The sequence below is a fragment of the Limimaricola cinnabarinus LL-001 genome (assembly GCF_000466965.1).
Taxonomy (GTDB): domain Bacteria; phylum Pseudomonadota; class Alphaproteobacteria; order Rhodobacterales; family Rhodobacteraceae; genus Limimaricola; species Limimaricola cinnabarinus.
Genome location: NZ_BATB01000009.1, coordinates 39,496 through 59,118, shown reverse-complemented (window position 1 = coordinate 59,118; position 19,623 = coordinate 39,496). Strand labels below are relative to the sequence as shown.

Genomic DNA, 19,623 nt, shown 5'->3' with positions numbered 1-19,623 from the left:
CCATTTCCGTAGGGCTCGATGGAGGACGCCGTGGCGACCGAAACCATTACCGCCGAAGAAGCACTGGCGGTGCACGGAGCCGAAGCCGCAGGGCCGGGTATGCCCCAGCTCGACGTCTCCAGCTTCCCGAACCAGATTTTCTGGCTCTTGGTCACGCTCGGCGTGATCTATTTCGTCCTGTCCCGCTTTGCCCTGCCGCGCATCGGCGCGGTGCTGGCCGAGCGCGCGGGTACGATCACCAACGACATCGCCGCCGCCGAAGAGCTGCGGCACCGCGCCCGCGAAGCCGAAGGCGCGTATGACAAGGCGCTCGCCGACGCGCGCGTCGAGGCGAACCGGATCGTCGCCGAGACCAAGGCGCAGATCCAGGCCGACCTCGATGTCGAGATGGAAAAGGCCGACGCGCAGATCGCCGCGAAGACCGCCGAGAGCCAAGCGGCGATCGATGAGATCCGCGAAAGCTCTGCCCGTAACGTGAGCGAGGTCGCCCGCGACGTTGCCCGCGAGATCGTGGCCGCCTTCGGTGCCGATGCCGACGTCACCAAGGTGGACGCCGCCGTCGACGCCAAGCTGGGAGAACGCGCATGAAACTCGTTCTCGCAACCCTCGCGCTGAGCATGGCCGCCGCCCCGGCGATGGCCGCGACCGGTCCGTTCTTTTCGCTCGGCAACACCGACTTCGTGGTGCTGCTGGCGTTCCTGCTCTTCGTCGGCGTGCTGCTCTACTTCCGCGTTCCGCGCGAAGTGGGCAAACTCCTCGACAAGCGGGCCGACGGCATCCGCGCCGAACTCGACGATGCCCGCGGGCTTCGCGAGGAGGCGCAGTCGCTTCTGGCTTCGTTCGAGCGCAAGCAGAAGGACGTGCAGACGCAGGCCGACCGCATCGTGTCGAACGCCCGCGATGAAGCCAACCGCTCGGCCGAGCAGGCCAAAGTCGACATCGCCAAGTCGATCCAGCGTCGTCTGACCGCCGCCGAGGAGCAGATCCAGTCGGCGCAGGACAAGGCCGTCCGCCAAGTCCATGACGAGGCCGTCACCGTGGCCGTGGCCGCCGCGCGTCAGGTCATCACCGACCAGATGACCGCGCAGCGTGCCGACAAGATGATCGACGAATCGATCCAGACGGTGGGCGCCAAGCTGCACTGACCGGATCGGAGCCTCTGGTTCAGATACGAAAAGGCCCGGATGCGATGGCATCCGGGCCTTTTCATTTGGTCACGCATGGCGCTTCGAATGAAGATCCTTAGCGATCGGTGGCCGGGAGCATGATGATCTCGGGCGCTGTTGATTGCATGTTGAAAGCCAGCAGGTCGATCGAGGGCGCATGGCTCTTGGCCTCGGCAATGGTCTGATCCGGAGCGGGGGCCGGTTGGCTCATGCTCGCGGTGACGTCATGGGCCTTGCCGTCGCAGCCGGGGCCGGCGCTGGCCATTCCGGCAGAGAAGATCGCGGCACAGGCCGCGAGAGCGAGTCGCTTATGTTTCATGGCGCATCCTCCTGTGAGCGCCATCCTAGCACGGCCTGGGGCCTTCGTCGCGCCCTAGCGGGCGGTCTCCCGGCTGAGCCGTCGCTTGGCGATTTCCTCGTGGCGATCCGCCTGCCGCTGATCGCTCAACGCGCTCTGCACGTAATCGAGATGCGCCGCCACGGCGGCGCGGGCGGCTGTGGGATCGCGCGCCTGCAACGCGTCGTTGATGGCGCGGTGCTGTTCCAGAACCGAGGCCCGCGTCGTGCGCTGGCGGAACATGACCTGTCGGTTGTAGAACACGCCCTCGCGCAGCAGATCGTAGATCGAGCGCATCATGTGCAGCATGACGACATTGTGGCTCGCCTCGACGATGGCGAGGTGAAATTCGGCGTCGAGCCCGGCCTCGGCCTCGGCATTGGAAGAGGGCTTGCTCTGCGCCGCCTCCATCCGGGCGAAGACCGCGTCGATCACCGCGAGATCGCTGTCCGAGCCAAGCCGCGCCGCGCGCTCGGCTGCCAGCCCCTCGATGTCGCGCCGAAACGCCACCATGTCCGAGACCGCCTCATCATGGGTGGCGAAGAGCCGCACGAGGGCGGGGGAGAAGGCCGAGCCGATCACGTCCGAGATGTAGACGCCCGCACCGGCGCGACTTTCGACGAGGTTGCGGCTCTGCAGATCCGCCAAGGCCTCGCGCAGCGATGGTCGCGAGACGCCCAGCCGTTCGGCAAGCTCGCGCTCCGGAGGCAAACGATCCCCGGGGCGCAGGATGCCGCGCAGCACCAGCTCCTCGATCTGTCGCACCACGCCATGAGAGAGCTTTTCCGGCTGGATGGGCTTGAACGGCATGCTGAACCTCCGCAACTGGTAAAATTGTATTACCGGGCCAAGCGTTACTCAACCGCAAAGCAAAGGGCCGCCCCGAAGGGCGGCCCGATGGGGCGGTCGGGACGTCGAGATCAGCCGTTGGGCGTGATGATGATCTCGACCCGACGGTTCTGACGGCGGCCTTCGGGCGTCAGGTTCGACGCGACGGGCGCATCCTCGCCACGGCCGATGGAGCGGATCCGGGCGGACGAGACGCCGGCCGAGGTCAGCACCGACGCGACCGAACGGGCGCGGGCTTCGGAGAGCGACTGGTTGTAGGCCGCGGCGCCGGTGTTGTCGGCATGGCCAACCACATTGACGGTGGTGTTGGGGTAGTTGTTGATCGAACCGGCGATGGCACGCAGATCGTTGGTCATCGAACCGGTAAGCGTGGCGCTGTCGGTGTCGAACAGGATGTCCTGCGGCAGGGTCACGACCAGCTGTTCGCCGGTGTTGACGATGCCGACATTGGAGCCGAGCTGGTTGCGCAGTTCCGCTTCCTGACGGTCGAGCATGGCACCGGTGCCGGCACCCGCGGCGCCGCCGACGGCCGCGCCGATCGCGGCATTGCGCAGGCGGTCGTCGCTGTCATCGGCCGTGAGTGCGCCCACGGCAGCACCGAGGCCCGCGCCCACGAGAGCGCCGCGGCGGGTATTGGCATTGGGGTCGGGGTTGTTCGGCGTCACTGGCTGGCAGGCGGCCACTGCGAGAGCCGACACGGTGACGAGCGCGAGGGGAAGCTTGGTGATCATGATCTGTCCATTTCTTGCGAGTCGCGCGGAAGTGGGATGCCCGCGCCTGTCCCGGTTAGATAGAGGCCGCGTGCGGCTGCTATGCAATAACGCGGCTTTGATAGGCAGGTTCCGGCTTTTTCGGGAACCCGATACACTGTGGCAGACCTGCCTCAGGCGTCGTCGCGCGCCGCCTCCCATGCCAGCATCGCGCGTTTGACCGGCAGACCCCAGTGATAGCCGCCAAGCTCGCCGGACTTGCGCAGCGCCCGGTGGCAAGGGATCAGCCACGACACCGGATTGCGGCCCACCGCCGTGGCGGCGGCGCGCACCGCACGGGGCGCACCGATGCGGGCGGCGATGTCGGAATAGGTGGTGACATGCCCGCTCGGCACCTCCATGAGCGCCTGCCAGACCTTGATCGCAAAGGGCGCACCAATGAGCGCGACCCGCGCCTCACCGCGCCCGGAAAAGGCGGCGTCGATCCATGGGGCGAGGACGGCGGGATCTTTAATGAAGCGCGCGGCGGGCCAGCGGCTGCGCAGATCCTCGAAGGTCGCCTCGACCCCGGCCTCGGCGGCAAAGCCTAGCCCGCATAATCCGCGATCCGTCGCCATCGCCACGACCGGGCCGAAGGGGCTGTCGAAGCGGCCGTGCCGGATCTCCAGCCCCGCGCCACCCGCGCCGTAATCGCCCGGACTCATCGCCTCCCAGCGCAAGAAGAGATCGTGCAGGCGGCCGGTGCCCGAAAGCCCCACCTCCTGTGCGGTCTCGAAGGTGGTGCAGCGCTCGCGCAGGAGCGCCTTGGCATGACCGAGTGCGAGATACTGCTGGTAGCGCTTGGGCGACACACCGACCCATGCCGAGAATATCCGCTGGAAATGCGCGGGCGACATCTCCATTCGCGCGGCGAGATCCTCCAGCGCGAGGGGGGCGGGGGAGGCGTCGATCGCCGCAATGGCGCGGCGCATGACACCATAGTGATATGCGTGGGTCTGATCCATGGCCTCGAGACTACGCGGCCCTTGGCGCCTGCGCGACCCGGAAGCTGCGCATCCCGGACCGCCGCGCCCCTCCGTCATGACGGGGATATGAGTATTTGAAGAGTGAAGTTACCAAGGGACGTGCCTTCTCAACTTACTCTGAATACTCATGGTGCGGACCGCGTCCGCATGCACCGCCGCCGCCCTTGTGAGGGCGGGCGGCTCCGGGCATAGAGGTGCGATGACCCGTCAGCTCGATTATCACGAGATCGACCAGATCTTTGCCCGCCTGCACGAGGCCGAACCCGAGCCGAAGGGGGAACTCGAGCACGTCAACGCTTATACGCTGCTCGTGGCCGTCGCGCTGTCGGCGCAGGCCACGGATGTCGGCGTCAACAAGGCGACGCGCAAGCTGTTCGAGATCGCCGACACGCCGCAAAAGATGCTGGCGCTGGGCGACGAGGGGCTGATTGAGCATATCAGGACCATCGGCCTCTACCGCAACAAGGCCAAGAACGTCATCCGGATGAGCGAGATCCTCGTCGAGCGGTTTGGCGGCGAGGTGCCATCCTCGCGCGCCGCCCTCGTCTCGCTGCCCGGCGTCGGGCGCAAGACCGCGAACGTGGTGCTCAGCATGTGGTGGGGCCATCCCGCCCAAGCCGTGGATACCCATATTTTCCGGGTCTGCAACCGCACCGGCCTCGCGCCCGGAAAGGATGTCGACGCGGTCGAGCGCGGCATCGAGGACCATGTCCCGGCGCGCTGGCAGCGCCACGCGCATCACTGGCTGATCCTGCACGGACGCTACATCTGCGTGGCGCGCAAGCCCAAATGTCCGATCTGCCCGATCCGCGATCTCTGCCTCTTCGAGGAGAAGACCTTATGAGCATTCCCCGCATACTCGGTATCGGCAACGCCATCGTCGACGTGTTCGCGCAGGCCGATGACAGCTTTCTCGACCTGATGGGCATCGAGAAGGGCATCATGCAACTGGTCGAGCGTGAGCGCGGCGAGACGCTCTATGGCGCCATGGAGGGCCGCCATCAGGCTCCGGGCGGCTCTGTCGCCAACACGCTGGCGGGGCTTGGCAATCTCGGGCTCGACACGAGCTTCATCGGGCGGGTGCGCGACGATGCGCTAGGCCGGTTCTATGCCCAAAGCATGGAGGCGGGCGGCACGCGCTTTGCCAACCCGCCGGTGGCGGGGGGCGAACTTCCGACCTCGCGCTCGATGATCTTCGTGAGCCCGGATGGCGAGCGGTCGATGAACACCTATCTCGGCATTTCCGCCGAGCTCGGCCCGGACGATGTCCCCGACGCGGTGGCCGGACGGGCGGGGATCCTGTTCCTCGAAGGCTATCTCTATGACAAGCCCAAGGGCAAGCAAGCCTTCGAGCGCGCCACCGACCTGACCCAGAAGGCCGGCGGTATGGCGGGGATCGCGCTGTCGGACCCGTTCTGCGCCGACCGGCATCGTGCCGATTTCCAGCGTCTGGTGCGCGAACTCGATTTCGTCATTGGCAACGAGCATGAATGGGAGAGCCTCTACGAGTGCCGCCTCGATCAGGCGTTGACGCGCGCTGCCGCCGATTGCCGCCTCGTGGTCTGCACCCGGTCGGGCGCCGATGTGGTGCTGATCCGGGGCGAGGAGCGGGTCGTGGTGCCGGTACGCAAGGTCAAGCCGGTCGACGCGACCGGGGCGGGCGATCTCTTCGCTGCCGGTTTCCTTTATGGCATCGCCACTGAGCGCGATCTGGAAACGGCGGGCCGTATGGGTTGTGTCGCCGCTGCGAGGTGATCTCGCATTTCGGCGCCCGGCCCGAGGCGGATCTGAAGGGCCTCTTCAGGGATGCGGGGTTGCTCTAGTCCTTGGCGTCCTCGGCCGGCTCGATCTGGCCGCGGCGCTGCATCCATTGCGCGACGAGCAGGCACAGCACCGCCCAGCCGGCCCCCGCGGTCCAGCCCGCGATCACGTCGGTGGGCCAGTGCACCCCGAGATAGACCCGGCTCACGCCGACCAGACCGGTCAACAGGATCGCGCAGGTCATGATATAGACCTTGATCACACGGCGCGGCTCGAGCCGCGACAGCATCACCGCGAGTGTGAGATAGGTCACCGCCGAAAGCATGGTGTGCCCCGAAGGAAAGCTCGCGGTGTAGACATAGGAGCCGTGTGGCACGAGGTCGGGGCGGGCGCGCTCGAACAGCATCTTGGCGCTGCGGCTGATCAGCGTGCCGCTGCCGATGGCGATCAGCAGGAACCACATGGTGCGGGTATGGCGCGACAGCGCGAGATACCCCGCGACCCCGATTGTCAGCGATGTCAGCCACGCCACCCCGCCCAGCGCCGTCATGTCGCGCGCCATCTCCTCGACCCAGTGCGAGCCGATCGGATCGCTCAGATCGCCGGGTGTCCTGAGGGCGAGCAGGATCGCTTCGTCGAAGGCCGCCGTGTCGCCTTCGACCACCTCGCCCGCGAGCAGGAAGAAGCCCAGCGCGGCGAGCGAGACGAGAAACAGCAGCACCATCCACAATTCGGGACGGCGGCGTAGATTGGCGGGGATGTCGGTCGGGCTGGGATCAGGCATGGCGGTCCAACGGGAGAGGTCGTCTCGGGGTTCCGGCCGCAATGGCCCGCGACGCCGTCGCGCGTCAAGCCCTGCATCGCCATGGTCTCTTGCTCCCACCTGACGACCGATGCCAGATGGTGCGAACCGAAAGGCAGATATGACCGCGCCCAGCACCCTCGCCTTTAGCCGTGTCGAAACGGATGTGCTGAAGGGTTTGGCAATCTTGGGCATGTTCGTCCATCATCTGTTCGCTCTGCCAGGGCTGATCCGGCCTCCTGCCGAATATCTGCCGCTGCTGCCCGGGGTGCCGCTCGAATACATGCTGGGGCGTTACGGCAAGGTCGTGGTCGCGATATTCCTGATGATCAGCGGCTATGGCTTGGCTCGCGCCGCGCTGGCGGGGGCACCGGGCGGGCTACGTCGGGTCCTGGCACGCCTGCTGCAATTCGCGGGCGTATTCTGGTTTTATTTCGCGGTACTGGTGCCGATCGGCGCGCTGTTCTTCTCGGACCGGTTGTTCGAAGGCACGCCGCGCTACGCCCTCGATCCCTATCGCCTCGTGACCAATGCTCTGATGCTGCGCCACGACTATAATTACGAATGGTGGTTCACCGAGGCCTACGCGCTGGTCCTGCTCGCGTCTCCGGTGCTGCTGGCGCTGGCGCGGCGCATGGTCTGGGCGGTGCCGGTCTCGCTCGGGCTGTTCGGTCTTGGGGCGGTGATGGACATGCTGCGGCTCGATCCGGAGCCTCTCTCCCTGTCCGCCGGGCTGATCTGGCAATTCCCCTTCGTGATGGGGGCGCTGATCGCGCGGCATGGCGACCGGGTGGCACTGACCGCGCCGCGCGCGGCCGGGACGGCAGTGTTGCTCGGAGCGATGACGCTCGTCGTGGAGGCCATGGCCCCCTTCGCCATGACACCGGCGCTGATCCTCAGCGCCCCCCTGAGTGCCGTGCTCTGGATCTGGGCCGCGCGGCACATGGGGCGGTTGACTCGTCCGTTCGCGGCGCTGGGCGCGCTGTCGCTGCCGCTGTGGCTGATCCACAGCTTCTTTGCCTACTACTTCCTCCAAGCTTTCATCTATGCGCCACGGCTGTCGTTGCTGGTGCTGGCCAATCTACTGGCATGCTCCGTGGCGACGGCATGGGGCCTCGAATGGCTGCGCCGGGCCATGTTGCGCGGCGTGGCCGTGGCAAGACGGCCCGCGTGATCCGCGTCAGGCTGCGAGCCGGGCGTGCACCGCATCGAGGTCGATCTCGCGCACCGGGTCCCGTCTGGACGGATCGTCGATGTCATAGCCGAACAGCTCGAAATCGCGGCCATAGACCTCGCGCACGAGATGCATGCACAGGTCGTCGAAGAAATCCTCGACCGGGTGGGCGCGTCTGGGCCCGTGCCCCTCGCTTTCGTTGAAGCGCGGCATCGCACCCAGATCGACCGGGTGACGCAGCGGCGCGTGTGACAGAACCGCGCCCATGCCCGCGTTGAAGGCCTCGGTATGCACGATCCGGTCATAGCGCCCGCCGCCCCGGATCAGCGTCGAGACATGGCCCGACATGTCCGACCAGTGGATGTCGGGGCCCATTGGCTTGCGCCATCTGATGGTATCGCGCGCGAACAGCAAAAAGCGGCGAAAGCTGCGGATCTGGTCGAATTCAAAGCCGGTTTCGGGATCGCCCACCTCGATCCCGTATTTCTGCACCAGCAACGGCACGAGGTTGCCGCGATAGCGGCGCCCGTTGCGCTGAATGCCGCATATCTTGTCGAAGAAGGACGACAGGATGCGTCCGTAGGGATTGCGCACGCAGGTGAAGACGAGGCTCTTATGCGCGGTCACGTTGTCGGCGATCGGGCCTTGGCTGCGCTCTTGCGCCCATTTGTGCAGGCCCTCCTGCGCATCGTGGATATCGCCGTCGAAGAACTGGCCGTGATCCGAGCGGTACATGATCTGACCGATCGTCGAGCAGGCGCATTTGGGTACCACGCGGTACACCATGCTCTCGCTCTCGGTCATCCATGTGCCCGGAAATCCCATATCCTGTCCCATCCGCTGCCGCGCCTGGGCCACATGGGGCCCCGAAATGCCTATGGACCTGTTTATGCGCCGGCTTCGCGCGCTATCAAGGCGCAAACCACGCATGGCCCCGCCCACGTGGTGCCCGGGGAACGCATATGACGCGCATCGCCTTCATCCTGTTGTGCCACAAGGATCCCGAGGCGGTGATCCGTCAGGCGCGCGGCCTCGCCGCCTCGGGCGACGCAGTGGTGGTGCATCTGGACGCGCGCGCCGCCCTTGCCGACTGGCGGCTTCTGCAGGAGGGTCTGTCGGGGCACGAGGGCATCGCGCTGGTGCGGCGCAGACAGCGCTGCGGCTGGGGCGCATGGAGTCTCGTCGCCGCCACGATATCGGCGCTGCGGCTGGGGCTGGAGCAATTTTCGGATGCCACGCATTTCTACCTCGTCTCGGGGGACTGCATGGCGATCAAATCGGCCGCCCATGCCCATGACAGGTTGCAGGCCGATCCGGCGGATTGGATCGAAAGCGTCGATTTCTTCGAGAGCGGCTGGATCAAGACCGGGATGCGCGAGGAGCGTCTGACCCGCTGGCACCTGTTCAACGAACGCGATCGCAAGAGGCTGTTCTATGCCAGCCTCGCGCTGCAGGGCAGGCTGGGGATCGCGCGGGCGATCCCCGCCGACATCCGTCCGATGATCGGGTCGCAATGGTGGTGCCTGCGGCGGGCCACCGTGGAGGCGGTTCTGCGGTTTCTCGACGCGCGCCCGGATGTGCGCCACCTGTTCCGCTGGAGCTGGATCCCCGACGAGACTCTGTTCCAGACGCTGGTGCGCCATCTCGTGCCTCGCGAGGAGATCCGCTCGCGCAGCCCGACATTCCTGACATTTACCGATTACGGCATGCCCGCGACGTTCCACAACGATCACTACGACCTGCTGCTCGGGCAGGATGCGCTTTTCGCGCGCAAGATCAGCCCCGGCGCCACCGGGTTGCGGGCGCGGCTGCGCGACCTGTGGGCCTCGGGACGGCGCGATTTTCCGACTGGGGGCGACGGTCGGCTGCTGCATGGGTTTCTCACCGAACGCGGTCGGATCGGCCTGCGCTTCGCGCCGCGCGCCTGGGACAGCGGCGGATCGCTCGGGGCGGGACGGGAACTGCTGCTCGTGATCAGCCACAAGAGGCATGTCGCCAAACGGCTCATGGGGTCGATCAAACACCACACCGGGTTGCGGGCCTTCGACTACCTGTTCGACGAGGAGGTGGCCGATCTGCCGCCGATGGGCGGCATCGAGCACGATCTTGCCAAGAGGTCGCGGCATCGTCGCGCGACGCTGCGGCTGCTCTACGAGTTGCACGCTACAGACCGGATTGCCCTGTGCATCGATCCGTCGCGGATCGACCTGATTCGGGACGTGATGAAGGACAAGGCGGCGCTGCGGCTCCTCGAAATCGATGCGGGGATTGACGACACCTATCTGCGCGCGCATGCGGTGCGCAGCGCGCTGGCAGGCGAAAGCGATGCCGGGTTGGATCTGTTGATGCCCACCCTGCGCCAGCAGATGGAGGCCGAGACGCGCGAGCTTCGCGAGGCCGGACTTGCCGGGCATTACAGGCTTGTCGAAGGGGCGGGGGCAGAGGAGAACGGCGCGGCGCTCCGGGCCTTTCTGGAAATCACGCCCGAGCTGGCCCGCGACATCGCCGAAACGCCGCATCTGTTCGATGACTGAGGAGAAAGCAATGCGCTTCGATTACAACGACCAGAACATTTTCGCCAAGATCCTGCGTGGCGAGATCCCCAACAAAACCGTGCTCGAGACCGAGCACAGCCTCGCCTTCGAGGACATCGCGCCGCAAGCGCCGGTGCATGTGCTGGTGATCCCCAAAGGGGCCTATGTGAGCTACGACCATTTCGCGCGGGACGCCTCTGACGCGGAGATCCTCGACTTCAACCGCATGGTGGCAAAGATATGCGAGACGGCCGGGGTCGAGGAGGGGTTCCGCGCCATCTCCAATGCCCGGCTGCACGGGGTTCAGGAGGTGCCGCATTTCCACCTGCATATCCTCGGTGGTCGGCCTCTGGGCCGAATGCTGGAGCGCGACTGAGATCCCGGCCGCCCCCCGGCACCGCGGGGGGGGGCAAGGCACGGGGGTCACCCCTCCTGCCGGCCCGCCTTGGCAATGGCGTCGGCGATGCGGCGCGGTTCGGGGCTGTCGCCCTTTTGCGGCCAGCCTTCGCGCTGGGCGGTGCGGTCGCCGTCGGTCGCCTCGGTCTGATCGTGGAACAGCACCATGCGCGTCGGGTAAGGCAGATCGACGCCCGCCTCGTTCAGCGCGTTGTAGACGTCGCGGATCACCCGGCCCCAGACATGGACCACGTCCGAGCGCTTGGAGTCCGTCCACCAGCGCAGCCGCACCGTGTTGCCGTCGGCATCCATGCCCCACGGGATCGCCTCGGGGGCCGGATCGGAAAGCACGCCTTCGCATGTCCCGGCGGTCGCGATCATGATGCGGCAGGCCTCGTCGAAATCGTCCGAGCAGCCGATCAGCACATCGTATTGCGAGCGGCGCTTGTCGAAGGCAGTGTTGACCACCACGGCGTCGGTGTAGATGTCCGAATTCGGGATCACCACGCGGCGGCCGTCATAGGTCTTGATGAGCGTGGCGCGGGTCTCGATCCGCTCGACCGTGCCCTCATGCCCGCCTGAGACGATCTGGTCGCCTACCTCGAAGGCTGGCGGATCAGGATCAGGATGCCCGCCAGCATGTTTTGCAGGATGTCCTTGAAGGCGAAACCGATCGCGACCGAGCCGATGCCGAGGCCCGCAAAGAGATCGCCCGGCGAGATCGACGGCGCGACGACCGTCACGGCGAGCATGAGGCCGAGGATCGTCACCAACCAGCGCAGCAGGCTCGCGCCGACATCGCCGAGATTGTCGCGACCACGCTTCTTGCCCGAGCGGCGCACGAGGGCCGCCACGCCGCGCGCAAGAAACCAGAAGACGACAAGAAGCACCAGCGCCACGGCGATATTGGGCAGCAGCCGGAAGAAGCCGTCGACCCATGCGTCGATCTTCTCGAAGATGTTGCCGGTGTCGGCGTCGACGCCCGCGAGGCTGTCGATGTTCTCGCGCGATGCGGTCTGTGTCTCTTCTTCCATGCGGTCCCTCCGGTGATCGGAGGGGCAACCTCACGCGGCGGAGACGGGTTCCTTGGCCTTGGAGGTAAGCTGCAGGAACACGTCCTCCAGATCCGCCTCCTCCGTCTTCACGTCGATCAGCGTCATGCCGCCCGCACGGATCGCGTCGAGCACCGTGCCCGCGCCCATCCCCCGCGCGTCGTAGCTGAAGGCCAGTGCGCCGCCCGGCCGTTCGCTGACGCTGACGCCCTCGGGCAGGGGCGGGATCGCCGTGGGGCCGCCGGGGGTGACCACCAGCGTCTTGGCCCCGACGCGCCCGACGAGGTTCGCGGTGGTGTCGCGGGTGATGACGCGGCCCTGATCGATGATCGCGATCTCGTCGCACATCTCCTGCGCCTCTTCGAGATAATGCGTCGTCAGGATGATCGTCGTGCCTTCCTGCTCGTTGAGCTTGCGCACGTTGCGCCACAGCATATTGCGCAACTCGATGTCGACGCCCGCCGTCGGTTCGTCGAGCACGAGGACGCGCGGGCTGTGCACAAGCGCCTTGGCGAGAAGGAGCCGCCGCCGCATCCCCCCCGAGAGCGAGCGGGCATAGGCATCGGCCTTGTCGGCGAGGCCGACCATCTCCAAGAGCTCCATGGTGCGGCGCTGCGATTTCGGCACGCCCCAGAGCCCGGCCTGCACGTCGAGCGCGCCGCGCGGCGTGAAGAACGGGTCGAGCACCAGCTCCTGCGGCATCACTCCGATCGCGGCGCGGCTCTGGCGCGGGTTCACGTCCTGATCGAAGCCCCAGATCTTCACGCTGCCTTCGGATTTCAGCACCAGACCGGCCATGATGTTGATCATCGTCGACTTGCCCGCGCCGTTGGGGCCGAGCAGGCCGAAGATCGATCCCGCCGGGATCGTCAGGTCGACGCCGTCGAGCGCGAGCTTGGCCGGGGACTTGGCGCTCGGGGCATAGGTCTTTCTGAGGCCCGTGATCTCGATGGCGGCGTCGGTCATGATGCGTCCTTTCGCGTCTTGTCCCTGCGGGTGGGGCGGCTAGAATGTAGTCCGATCAGGGCCGGGTCCATGCCCGGCCGCTCCCGTTAGCAAGGCAAGGCCCCTCATGACACTTCCCGCGCCCGAGACCAAGATCGTCGACACCTGGCGCATCGCCTGCGACGGCGGCAGCGCGGGGCTGGGCCATCCGCGCGTATGGCTGATGATCCCGCACGACACCGGCTGGGTCGACTGCTCCTATTGCGACGCGCGCTACATACACCGCGAATACGCGGAAAAGGGCGCCGAAGGGCTCGAGGAGATCACCCGCGGTCAGGACCGTTCGGGGCAGGAGAACGAGACCCGCTGAGGCGGGCTTTCCCGGCATCATCGAAGAATCTTCTCCGAAACCTTCCGGGGTTTCGGCTAGACAGACACGCGACATCGCAAGAGGGGACGCGGGCATGACGCAATTCGGCAAGGGGTGCCACCTGCACCTGATCGACGGCTCGGCCTTCATCTTCCGCGCCTACCACGCGCTGCCACCGCTGACGCGCAAGTCCGACGGGCTACCCGTGGGCGCGGTGTCGGGCTTCGTCAACATGCTGCAGCGCTATATCGACGGCAACACCGGCCCCGACGCCGCCACCCATGTCGCGGTGATCTTCGACAAGGGCAGCCACACTTTCCGCAACGATCTCTATGACCTCTACAAGGCCAACCGCGAGGCGATGCCCGAGGATCTGCGGCCGCAGATCCCGCTGACGCGTACCGCCACCGAAGCGTTCAACATCGCCTGCAAGGAGAAGGAAGGCTTCGAGGCCGACGACATCATCGCCGCGCTGTCGTGTCAGGCGCGCGATGCGGGCGGGCGGGTGACGATCATCTCGTCGGACAAGGACCTGATGCAGCTCGTCGGCGACGGGGTCGAGATGCTCGACCCGATGAAGAACCGCCGCATCGACCGCGACGGCGTGTTCGAGAAGTTCGGCGTCTGGCCCGACCGCGTCGTCGACGTGCAGGCGCTCGCAGGCGATTCGGTGGACAACGTGCCGGGCGCGCCCGGCATCGGCATCAAGACGGCGGCGCTCCTGATCAACGAATTCGGCGATCTCGACACGCTTCTGGAGCGCGCGGGCGAGATCAAGCAGCCCAAGCGGCGCCAGACCCTGATCGATCACGAAAAGCAGATCCGGCTGTCGAAGCAGCTTGTGGCGCTCGATTGCGATTGCCCGCTCGATTTCACGCTCGACGATCTCGAGATCCGCGATCCGGACCCCGAGACGCTACTGGCGTTCCTGGCCGAGATGGAGTTCCGCACCATAACCCGCCGTGTCGCCGAAAAGCTCGGGACCGAGCCGCCGGTGGTGCCCGAAGTGGCGGCGACCGAAAGCGCGGAGCCTGAGCCGGAGGTGCCCTTCGATCACGCCAGCTATCAGAAAGTGACGACGCGCGAGGAGCTGCAGGTCTGGATCGACGCGATCCACGAACTGGGCCATGTCGCGGTCGACACCGAGACCACCAGCCTCGACGAGATGCGTGCCGAGCTGGTCGGCGTCTCGCTGGCGCTGACGCCGGGCCATGCCTGCTACATCCCGCTGTGCCACAGCGAGGGCGGCGATGATCTCTTCGGCGGCGAGAAGCTCTGCGAGGGTCAGATGCCGATGGAGGAGGCGCTGGCAATGCTCAAGCCGGTGCTGGAGGACGCCTCGATCCTCAAGATCGGCCAGAACATGAAGTACGACATGAAGATTTTTGCGGGTCTCGGGATCGACGTGGCGCCCTTCGACGATACGATGCTGCTCAGCTACGCGATGCATGCCGGGCTGCACAATCACGGCATGGACACGCTCAGCGAACGCTATCTCGACCATCTGCCTATCCCGATCAAGCAGGTGATCGGCACCGGCAAATCCGCCGTGACCTTCAACCGGGTCGGCATCGACGAGGCAGTGAAATACGCCGCGGAAGACGCCGACATCACGCTGCGCCTGTGGAAACGGTTCAAGCCCGAGTTGCATCGCAACCGCGTCACCACCGTCTACGAGACGTTGGAGCGCCCGCTGGTGCCGGTGCTGGCGCGGATGGAGCGGGCGGGCGTGCAGGTCGACCGCGAAGTGCTGTCGCGCATGTCCAACGCCTTCGCGCAGAAGATGGCGGGGCTCGAGGCCGAGATCCATGCCAAGGCCGGGCGGCCCTTCAACGTCGGCTCGCCCAAGCAGCTCGGCGAGATCCTGTTCGACGATCTGTCGCTTCCGGGTGGCAAGAAGGGCAAGACCGGGGCTTATGCGACGGGGGCGGACATCCTCGAAGACCTCGCCACCGAGCACGAGCTGCCGCGCCTCGTGCTTGACTGGCGGCAGATCTCCAAGCTGAAATCGACTTATACCGACAGCCTGCAGGAGCATATTCATCCCGAAACGGGGCGGGTGCATACCTCGTATTCCATCGCAGGCGCGAACACCGGTCGTCTCGCCTCGACCGATCCGAACCTGCAGAACATCCCGATCCGCACCGAGGAAGGCCGCCGTATCCGCGAGGCTTTCGTTGCACCTTCGGGGCGCATTCTCGTCTCGCTCGACTATTCCCAGATCGAGCTGCGCATCCTTGCCCACATGGCCGGGATCGAGGAGTTGAAGCAGGCGTTCCGCGAGGGGCAGGACATCCACGCCGCCACCGCGTCCGAGATGTTCAACGTGCCACTGGATGAGATGACGCCCGAGATCCGGCGGCAGGCCAAGGCGATCAACTTCGGCGTCATCTACGGCATCTCGGGCTTCGGTCTCGCGCGCAACCTGCGCATTCCGCGCGATCAGGCGCAGGGCTTCATCGACCGCTACTTCGAACGCTTCCCCGGCATCCGCACCTACATGGACGAGACCACGGCCTTCGCGAAGGCCAACGGCTATGTGCAGACGTTGTTCGGGCGGCGTATCAACACGCCCGAAATCAACGCCAAGGGGCCGGGTGCCGGCTTTGCCAAGCGCGCGGCGATCAACGCGCCGATCCAGGGCACGGCGGCCGACATCATTCGCCGCGCGATGATCCGCATGGACGACGCCATCGCGAGCGTGCCCTCGGCGCGGATGCTGCTGCAGGTGCATGACGAATTGCTGTTCGAGGTGGACGAGGCCGAGGCCGAGAAGCTGATCCCGATCGCGCGCGAGGTAATGGAAGGGGCCCCGGACCCGGCGGTGCATCTCGACGTGCATCTCGCCGCCGAGGCCGGGCAGGGGCCGAACTGGGCGCTCGCCCACTGACGGAACCGCACCCGGCGCGCATCGTTGCATCCCCGAAGCGGGCGGCGGCATCGTGGCTGCCCGCGCTGGGATTGGAGCGACATATGAGCGAGCATAGCAACGAAGAACGGGTGCGGATGTTCTGGGATCGGCTCGCCGATCTGCGCGCTGGCATGGTGGGCATCAAGGGCACCGACCGCCTCGTACCGATGAGCCATCACGTGGATCACGAGACGGGCTGCCTGTGGTTCATCGCCGCGCATGGCGAGGAGTTGACCAACGCCGTCGAGACGAGCCCGCGCGACGCGCTGTTCTCGGTTTCCTCGGACAAGCACGGGCTTTATGCCCATGCCCATGGCACGTTGGAACTGAGCCACGACAAGGCCAAGCTCGATGAGGTCTGGAACGCCGTCGCGGCGAGTTGGTTCGACGACGGGCGCAACGATCCGGACGTGCGCCTGCTTTGCTTGCGCCTGCGCGAGGCCGAGGTCTGGACCACTACCACCAGCTCGGCGGCTTTCCTGTTTCAGATCGCCAAGGCCAAGGCCGTGCGCGAAGCCAAGCCGGATGTGGGCGACAACTACACGTTGCGGTTCTGAAGGACCGTCAGACGTCTGATGGGGGCGGTCCTTCGGGCCGCCCTTGTCGTGGGAGCATCGACCCTCTCGTCTTTGCAAAGCGAGACGACAGAAAGGCGCGGGCCCTTTCGGACCCGCGCCTTCGCATGCCACGACCGTCGCCTCACCGGCTGGTCGCGTCATGCACGACCGGCTGGAGTTCCGGTCGTATCAGTTGACCGCCTTTTCCTCGATGAGATTGGCGTCCTGCGGCTTCTGGCTCGCGATCTCGATGCGGCGCGGCTTGAGCGCCTCGGGCACTTCGCGCACGAGGTCGATATGCAGCATGCCGTCGAGATGGCTGGCCCCCGTGACCCGCACGTGATCGGCGAGGTGAAAGCGCCGCTCGAAGGCGCGCGTGGCGATGCCGCGATGCAGGAAGGTGCGGCCTTCGGCATCGTCCTCGGCCTTTCGGGCGGTGACGATGAGCGTGTTTTCGCGAACCTCCACGGCGAGGTCGTCGGCCCCGAAACCGGCGACGGCGATCGAGATGCGCCAGCCGCTCTCATCCGTCTTCTCGATGTTGTAGGGGGGGTAGTTGTTCTGGGTCGGTTCCCCGGCGAGCGCGCGGTCCATCAGGTCGGCAACCTGATCGAAACCCACGGTGGCACGGTAGAGCGGAGCAAGGTCGAAATTACGCATGTCGGTCATCCTTTATCTCAAGCGATAACGTCGTGATGGCCTTCCCATCATGGGACAGGCCGGGCATCCGGAGCCCGGTGTGGCGCTCCGTGATTGCAATGTGGGTGGGGATTTTCAGGGTTTCAAGATCCTTGGTATCGGATCTCAGGGGCGGACGAACCGCGCCCCGATCTCGGTTCTCTGTCCGGCGCCGACGACTCGGACCTGCCCCGTCGACAGCCCGCCGAAGGCGCCGGTGCCGGTGGCCATGCGGGCGCGCAGGTCGGGCAGGGGACGATCAAGGGCGACACCGATGGCCACGTTCCTGCCATCCATTTCGGCCTTGGCCGACACCACCGAAACGATCCGCGTCTCGCCTCCTTCAAAGCTGAAGACCGGCGAGCCGGAGGAGCCGTAATCCACGTCGCACCCCATGACCAGAAGCCCATTCTCCTCACCCAGCACGTCACAGGTCTGCTGCAGCGACGGCGCCTCGGCCCGGTCATGCGCATAGGAGACGACGCCCACCTGCGCCCCTGCCGAGACGCCGGTCACGGTTTCAAACGGAATGATGCGCGCCGAACGGATCGGTTGCGCCAGTTCCAAAAGCGCCACGTCCTCGGCGCTCGCTGCGCCCGAGCCGGTGCCGACGAAGGCATAGCCCTCGGGCGTCAGCGCGCGGCGGATGCCGCGATAGGCCAGTGCGCGACCGCCGCGCATCCCGGCCTTGAACTCGATTTCGGTGGGGTCGATGCGATCACCGCTGTCGCGGTCATAGAGACAATGCGCGGCGGTGAGCACGAGATCGGGCGCGATCAGCGCACCGGTGCAGAACCCGCGCCCCCCGAGGTCGAGACGGCCCACGGCCTCCCAGCCGCGCGCGTCGTCACCCGTCACCATCTCGATGAGATCGTGCCGATCCGCGCGCACCGGCAGCGACAGGGCCACCAGCACCAAAAGGGCAACCGCGATGGCCTGCCTCATCTGCCCCCCTTCGGGCGGTCGGCGGGGATCGCGCGACCTCAGAATAAGACTAGGGCACCGCGGATCGGCTTCAAAGGGCAATCAAGCGGATTGTTTCGAAATCGCGGAGGGTTGAGGCCCTCCGGTCGCCCAATCGAGGAGCTGGACCGAATGCACCACCGGCACGTTGGTGCCGCGCCCGATCTGCATCATGCAGCCGATATTGCCCGCCGCGATGACCTGCGGCTTCAGCACCTCCAACGTCTCGACCTTGCGGCTGCGCAGTTCGGCCGAAATTTCAGGTTGCATCAGGTTGTAGGTGCCCGCCGAGCCGCAGCACAGGTGGCTGTCGGCCGGCTCGAACACCTCGAACCCGGCCTGCTTCAGGAGCGCCTTGGGCCCCACCTTGAGCTTCTGACCATGTTGCAGCGAACAGGCGGCGTGGTAGGCCACGCGAAGCGGGGTCGCTTGGGTCCCTTCGGGCAGGCCGAGCTGCGTGACGATCTCGGACACGTCGCGGCACAGCCCGCCGATGCGCGCGGCCTCGGCCTCCATCTCGTGGCCAGCGAACATGTGGCCATAATCCTTCATGGTGGTGCCGCAGCCGGAAGTGTTGATCACCACGGCATCGAGCCCCTCGATCGACGACATCGAACGGATCAGCTTGGCGGCGGTGCCGCGCGCTTCGTCATGCTTGCCCATATGCTCGGTCAGCGCGCCACAGCAGCCAACGCCTTCAGGGATCACCACTTCGCAGCCGAGCCGGGTCAGAAGCCGGATCGTCGCATCGTTGATATCGGTATCGAGCGCGCGCTGGGCGCAGCCGATCGACAGCCCGACGCGCATCCGCCGTTCGCCCAGCGCCGGGAACACCTGCGGGTCGTCGTTGCGCGACACCGGCGGGATCTTCGCGGGCGCCATCTCCAGCATCGCGCGCAGCCGCTTGTCGGGCATCAGCCCCTTCAGGGGCTTGCCGAGCTTGGCCGCCAGAAGTGCCAACCGGAACCGCCCCGGATAGGGCAGGATGCACGCCAGCGTCCAACGCAGCAGCCGGTCCATCACGGGGCGTTCGTAGTTCTTTTCGATATAGCCGCGGGCTTGGTCGATCAGGTGGCCGTAATGCACGCCCGAGGGGCAGGTGGTCATGCAGGCGAGACAGCCGAGGCAGCGGTCGAGATGGGTGACGGTCTTGTCGTCGGGGACGCGCTCGTTCTCGAGCATGTCCTTGATCAGATAGATGCGGCCGCGCGGGCTGTCCAATTCGTCGCCCAAGACCTGATAGGTCGGGCAGGTCGCCGTGCAGAAGCCGCAATGCACGCAGGACCGCAGGATCGCATTGGCCTCGGCGGTCTTGGGATCGCGCAGCTGCTCGGGCGTGAATGTGGTCTGCATGGGATCTCCGTCCGGGTCGGTGCCGGGTCAGGCGGTGTCG

Annotated in this window: 20 protein-coding genes and 2 pseudogenes; 10 read left to right on the top strand and 12 right to left on the bottom strand. The window is 66.3% G+C overall.

Annotated elements, in window-relative coordinates:
• Positions 1–30 precede the first annotated feature (30 nt).
• Both MBELCI_RS05530 and MBELCI_RS05525 read left to right on the top strand, forming a co-directional pair.
• Complete coding sequence (locus MBELCI_RS05530; RefSeq protein ID WP_045319758.1) at positions 31–588, top strand: F0F1 ATP synthase subunit B'; 558 nt, start codon at positions 31–33, stop codon at positions 586–588.
• The gene (locus MBELCI_RS05525; RefSeq protein ID WP_021693173.1) at positions 585–1,145 is read left to right on the top strand and encodes a F0F1 ATP synthase subunit B; all 561 of its coding nucleotides are present in this window, start codon (positions 585–587) and stop codon (positions 1,143–1,145) included. Before MBELCI_RS05530 ends, MBELCI_RS05525 begins: the two co-directional genes overlap by 4 nt.
• A 97-nt stretch (positions 1,146–1,242) precedes the next feature.
• Here the strand turns inward: MBELCI_RS05525 and MBELCI_RS05520 are convergent, their stop codons facing one another.
• The 4 genes from MBELCI_RS05520 to MBELCI_RS05505 form a co-directional block, all read right to left on the bottom strand.
• The gene (locus tag MBELCI_RS05520; RefSeq protein ID WP_021693172.1) at positions 1,243–1,485 is read right to left on the bottom strand and encodes a hypothetical protein; all 243 of its coding nucleotides are present in this window, start codon (positions 1,483–1,485) and stop codon (positions 1,243–1,245) included.
• A gap of 54 nt (positions 1,486–1,539) precedes the next feature.
• Complete coding sequence (locus tag MBELCI_RS05515) at positions 1,540–2,313, bottom strand: FadR/GntR family transcriptional regulator (protein ID WP_021693171.1); 774 nt, start codon at positions 2,311–2,313, stop codon at positions 1,540–1,542.
• 110 nt (positions 2,314–2,423) lie between these two features.
• Positions 2,424–3,083 (bottom strand): YiaD family glycine zipper/OmpA-like lipoprotein, encoded by a 660-nt coding sequence (locus tag MBELCI_RS05510; protein WP_021693170.1) that lies wholly within the window; start codon positions 3,081–3,083, stop codon positions 2,424–2,426.
• A 152-nt stretch (positions 3,084–3,235) separates the two neighbouring features.
• Positions 3,236–4,066 carry a methylated-DNA--[protein]-cysteine S-methyltransferase gene (locus MBELCI_RS05505; RefSeq protein ID WP_045319757.1) on the bottom strand — a complete coding sequence of 277 codons (831 nt, stop codon included), beginning with the start codon at positions 4,064–4,066 and terminating at the stop codon, positions 3,236–3,238.
• Between the two features lie 220 nt (positions 4,067–4,286).
• Here MBELCI_RS05505 and nth point away from each other — a divergent pair, with 220 nt between their 5' ends.
• Together nth and MBELCI_RS05495 are read left to right on the top strand one after the other, a co-directional pair.
• Positions 4,287–4,931, top strand: a complete 645-nt coding sequence (gene nth / locus MBELCI_RS05500; protein WP_021693168.1) for an endonuclease III — start codon at positions 4,287–4,289, stop codon at positions 4,929–4,931.
• A pseudogene (locus MBELCI_RS05495) lies at positions 4,928–5,910 on the top strand (adenosine kinase). Before nth ends, MBELCI_RS05495 begins: the two are co-directional and overlap by 4 nt.
• On the opposite strand, the gene MBELCI_RS05490 reads toward MBELCI_RS05495, so the two are convergent.
• Positions 5,907–6,632: a phosphatase PAP2 family protein gene (locus MBELCI_RS05490; protein WP_021693166.1), complete on the bottom strand. Its 726-nt coding sequence runs from the start codon at positions 6,630–6,632 to the stop codon at positions 5,907–5,909. The pseudogene MBELCI_RS05495 and the gene MBELCI_RS05490 sit on opposite strands and share 4 nt — an antisense overlap.
• 139 nt (positions 6,633–6,771) lie before the next feature.
• Between MBELCI_RS05490 and MBELCI_RS05485 the strand changes: the two genes are divergently transcribed.
• Positions 6,772–7,824, top strand: coding sequence for an acyltransferase family protein (locus MBELCI_RS05485; RefSeq protein WP_021693165.1), 1,053 nt, complete (start codon positions 6,772–6,774; stop codon positions 7,822–7,824).
• A 6-nt stretch (positions 7,825–7,830) separates the two neighbouring features.
• Here the strand turns inward: MBELCI_RS05485 and MBELCI_RS05480 are convergent, their stop codons facing one another.
• Positions 7,831–8,649, bottom strand: a complete 819-nt coding sequence (locus MBELCI_RS05480) for a sulfotransferase family protein (RefSeq protein WP_045319756.1) — start codon at positions 8,647–8,649, stop codon at positions 7,831–7,833.
• Positions 8,650–8,786: 137 nt separating this feature from the next.
• Between MBELCI_RS05480 and MBELCI_RS05475 the strand changes: the two genes are divergently transcribed.
• Both MBELCI_RS05475 and MBELCI_RS05470 read left to right on the top strand, forming a co-directional pair.
• Complete coding sequence (locus MBELCI_RS05475; protein WP_021693163.1) at positions 8,787–10,358, top strand: DUF5928 domain-containing protein; 1,572 nt, start codon at positions 8,787–8,789, stop codon at positions 10,356–10,358.
• 10 nt (positions 10,359–10,368) lie between these two features.
• The gene (locus MBELCI_RS05470; protein WP_021693162.1) at positions 10,369–10,734 is read left to right on the top strand and encodes an HIT domain-containing protein; all 366 of its coding nucleotides are present in this window, start codon (positions 10,369–10,371) and stop codon (positions 10,732–10,734) included.
• A 47-nt stretch (positions 10,735–10,781) separates the two neighbouring features.
• Here the strand turns inward: MBELCI_RS05470 and MBELCI_RS22500 are convergent, their stop codons facing one another.
• From MBELCI_RS22500 to MBELCI_RS05460, 3 genes are all read right to left on the bottom strand, one after another.
• On the bottom strand, positions 10,782–11,261 hold the full coding sequence (locus tag MBELCI_RS22500; RefSeq protein WP_369385372.1) for a hypothetical protein: 480 nt from the start codon (positions 11,259–11,261) through the stop codon (positions 10,782–10,784).
• An 89-nt stretch (positions 11,262–11,350) separates the two neighbouring features.
• A complete protein-coding gene (locus MBELCI_RS22495) occupies positions 11,351–11,788 on the bottom strand; it encodes a mechanosensitive ion channel family protein (protein ID WP_369385369.1) in 438 nt (145 codons plus the stop codon).
• A gap of 30 nt (positions 11,789–11,818) precedes the next feature.
• A complete protein-coding gene (locus tag MBELCI_RS05460; RefSeq protein ID WP_021693160.1) occupies positions 11,819–12,772 on the bottom strand; it encodes an ABC transporter ATP-binding protein in 954 nt (317 codons plus the stop codon).
• A 106-nt stretch (positions 12,773–12,878) separates the two neighbouring features.
• Between MBELCI_RS05460 and MBELCI_RS05455 the strand changes: the two are divergent.
• The 3 genes and pseudogenes from MBELCI_RS05455 to MBELCI_RS05445 form a co-directional block, all read left to right on the top strand.
• Positions 12,879–13,052, top strand: a pseudogene (locus MBELCI_RS05455) (zinc-finger domain-containing protein); the annotation flags it as partial.
• 163 nt (positions 13,053–13,215) lie between these two features.
• Positions 13,216–16,011 (top strand): DNA polymerase I, encoded by a 2,796-nt coding sequence (polA, locus tag MBELCI_RS05450; protein ID WP_021693158.1) that lies wholly within the window; start codon positions 13,216–13,218, stop codon positions 16,009–16,011.
• An 83-nt stretch (positions 16,012–16,094) separates the two neighbouring features.
• Entirely contained in the window at positions 16,095–16,589 is a 495-nt protein-coding gene (locus MBELCI_RS05445; RefSeq protein ID WP_021693157.1) for a pyridoxamine 5'-phosphate oxidase family protein, read from the top strand.
• A 189-nt stretch (positions 16,590–16,778) separates the two neighbouring features.
• Here MBELCI_RS05445 and MBELCI_RS05440 read toward each other — a convergent pair whose 3' ends face one another.
• From MBELCI_RS05440 to glcF, 3 genes are all read right to left on the bottom strand, one after another.
• The gene (locus tag MBELCI_RS05440) at positions 16,779–17,249 is read right to left on the bottom strand and encodes an Hsp20 family protein (RefSeq protein WP_021693156.1); all 471 of its coding nucleotides are present in this window, start codon (positions 17,247–17,249) and stop codon (positions 16,779–16,781) included.
• A 144-nt stretch (positions 17,250–17,393) separates the two neighbouring features.
• Positions 17,394–18,212: a trypsin-like serine peptidase gene (locus tag MBELCI_RS05435; protein WP_021693155.1), complete on the bottom strand. Its 819-nt coding sequence runs from the start codon at positions 18,210–18,212 to the stop codon at positions 17,394–17,396.
• 81 nt (positions 18,213–18,293) lie between these two features.
• A complete protein-coding gene (glcF, locus tag MBELCI_RS05430) occupies positions 18,294–19,583 on the bottom strand; it encodes a glycolate oxidase subunit GlcF (RefSeq protein WP_021693154.1) in 1,290 nt (429 codons plus the stop codon).
• Between the last annotated feature and the right edge of the window lie 40 nt (positions 19,584–19,623).